Source organism: Streptomyces chiangmaiensis (genome assembly GCF_036281785.1).
GTDB classification, from domain to species: Bacteria; Actinomycetota; Actinomycetes; order Streptomycetales; family Streptomycetaceae; genus Streptomyces; species Streptomyces chiangmaiensis.
Genome location: NZ_JAYWVC010000462.1, coordinates 1 through 2715, shown reverse-complemented (window position 1 = coordinate 2715; position 2715 = coordinate 1). Strand labels below are relative to the sequence as shown.

At 65.9% G+C, this 2715-nt stretch carries 1 protein-coding gene and 2 pseudogenes; all 3 read left to right on the top strand.

Translation table 11 applies throughout. The features are described from left to right. Nucleotides 1–282: hypothetical protein (locus VXC91_RS44430; RefSeq protein WP_329513020.1), on the top strand; the 282-nt coding region annotated here is incomplete at its 5' end. Nucleotides 283–770: 488 nt separating this feature from the next. Next, nucleotides 771–1600 (top strand): annotated as a pseudogene (locus VXC91_RS44425) (IS110 family transposase); the annotation flags it as partial. Nucleotides 1601–2122: 522 nt separating this feature from the next. Further along, a pseudogene (locus tag VXC91_RS44420) lies at nucleotides 2123–2311 on the top strand (IS110 family transposase); the annotation flags it as partial. Between the last annotated feature and the right edge of the window lie 404 nt (nucleotides 2312–2715).

Genomic DNA, 2715 nt, shown 5'->3' with positions numbered 1-2715 from the left:
CTACGCAGCCCAGGATCGTCCTGCGCCCAATGGAGCCATTCGGATGTTCCGGTCCAGGTAGGCAGCGAGTTCGGCGCTCCCCGTCGATCAGGTCATACCGAACAGTATTTCACCATTGTCAAAGCCTGTCCTGTCGCAGCAACAGCCCAGTGTTCGACCGCAATCGGCATACTGCTCCTGGGAGTGCTGGCGGTCGCCGTCCTGGCAGTCGCCCGGCTCGTCGTGGGCGCCCTGTGGACCTTGCATGGCTTGAGCGGAAACGTAACCAGCTCGGGGCTCTGACCCGGCTTGTGCCGCCCCGCCTCACGGCTCAGGGTGCGCCCATGCCAGCGCAGATCACCGCCATCCGCGAACTCTTTGGCCCACCACTCTCCCCCGCTCCCATCCCGTCCACCGTCGACCCACACACCGTGGAGCGGGCGGCGGGCGTGGTTCATGGCGTCCAGGTGGAGGCGCGCCACTGTACGAACGACTGTGACGCCAGGGGCCGCGTCTGCTCGGCTCTGCCTGGGTCGACGGCAGGCGGGATGGCCCCCCGTTACCTCTTTCGTGGCTCCGCAATGGGGCCTCCGGCCTTCGGGTCCGGCATGACTTCCCTCCTTGATGTTCATGATCCCGGGGGTGGTGTCACCGGGTCGGAAGGCACCGACGGACCGCTGATGAGGGGCTTGAGCACCGACTTCACCGGGCCGGAAGAGCTCTCCGTAACGTGGATGTGGCAGCTCGGTGCCCTGGCAGGCCGGACGAAAGCGTGATGGAGGAGCCTGCACGTGATCGACACCGGCGCCATCGACGTCTTCCTCGGCCTGGACGTCGGCAAGGGCGAACACCACGCCACCGCCGTCACCCCGGCCGGGAAGAAAGCCTTCGACAAGAGCCTGCCCAACACCGAGCCCAAGCTCCGCGAACTGTTCGTGGGGTTCCAGGCCAAGCACGGAACGGTGCTGGTCGTGGTCGACCAGCCGGCCTAGATCGGGGCCCTGTCGCTGGCGGTCGCGAGGGATATGAGCTGCCCGGTCGCCTGCCTTCCGGGGCTGACGATGCGACGGATCGCCGGCCTCTACCCCGGCGAGGCCAAAACCGACGCGAAGGACGCGTTCATCATCGCCGGCGCCGCCCGCGCCATGCCCCACACCTTGCGGGCCATCGACCTCGAAGACGAGACGATCGCCGAGCTGGAGATGATCGTCGGGTTCGACGACGACTTGGCCGGCGAAGCCACCAGAGTCGCCAACCGGCTTCACGGCCTGCTGACCCAGATCCACCCCTCGCTGGAACGGGTCCTGGGGCCGCGGCTGCAGCACCCGGCCGTCCTGACTCTGCTGGAGCGGTTCGGGTCACCGGCCCAGATCCGCAAGGCCGGCCGACGCCGCCTTGTCACGCTGTTACGGCCGAAGGCCCCGAGGATGCCCGAGCGCCTGGTCGAGGACATCTTCACCGCCCGGACGAGCAGACCGTCGTCGTTCCCGGCACCGAGGCGGCCGCGCTGATCGTCCCGAGCCTGGCCGGATCGCTGACAGCTGTGCTTGATCAGCGGAAGCTGCTGGCCGGGCGGATCGAGGAACTGCTGGAGGCACACCCTCTTTCGAAGGTCCTGACCTAATGGGCAGCGGTTGGAGCCGGAGAAACCTCGTCCTGACCCCGGTCGATGAACCCTGAATTCGAGAGTGGCTCGATGGTTCTGACTCCGCCCGATGGTGGGAGAGCTGGCAGTACTCGTCGTGGGTTCCCGGGGCCTGGCCCCCTTGAATGCAGAGTCGAGCCGCCATCTCTGCCTCCGTCGCGGTCACGTTGCCGAGCACCGGCGTCAGTACGACGCCCGCCCACGATCAGGGCCTGAGCCCTCAAAGAAGACTGGCGGGTGCTGGCGCTCGTGGTCGGCAGCGTGACCGATCACATGATCGGACCGTTGATGTTCATGGTCCGAGCCGCTCGCAGAAATCACCTCTGACCTGTTCGAGAGCCACCGAGCTCTTCTCAAGACTGAGGCCTTGAGGGTCGCTGGAGTCACGAACGGCTAATCGGATGACGGGCCATCGAGCCCTGCCATTAGGGAGACGCGTACCCCGCGCGGCTGTGGCCAGCCAAAATACGCGACTCACCTGAGAGGACGTGAACCGTATTGAGCGTGTTCTGCGGCATCGACTTGGTCAGCGACCACCACGACGTCGTCCTAGTCGACAACACCGGATCCTTACTGGACAAGGCCCGCACCGACGACAACGCCAACGGCCTGGCCCACCTCCTGCAGATACTCACCGAGCACGGCGACACCGCCGAAGACCCCATCCCGGTGGCCATCGAGACCTCCCCCCGGCCTGCGACGCATCACCGGCGGCGCGAGGGTGGTATCCCGCGGTTGTCCCGTCTCAGCCGACCTGAGCCCGGTCTCAAACGTCTGGCCTGTTTCGCTCTCCGTCTCGGATGATCCGCTCTGGCAGAACACCCCTGCCAGCGGGGAGGCACAACCCTCGCTCATGAGTGCAGAGCCCGCTGGGTGTTCGCGCGTGGCGTTGTCACTGGTGTTCCCTGTCAAGTTCTACTGTTCACGACAGTGAGCGCAATGAGGGGTCTTCGCAGTTGAGGGTGTAGTCGGGGGTTTTGGCGGGTAGGCGTTGAGGTCTTCCAGGATGGAAGTTCCTACACTGCCCATCCGAAAGACCTCGCCATGCTCCACGCTATCTTCGCCGCGCCCTGTCTGACCACGTTCTGCCG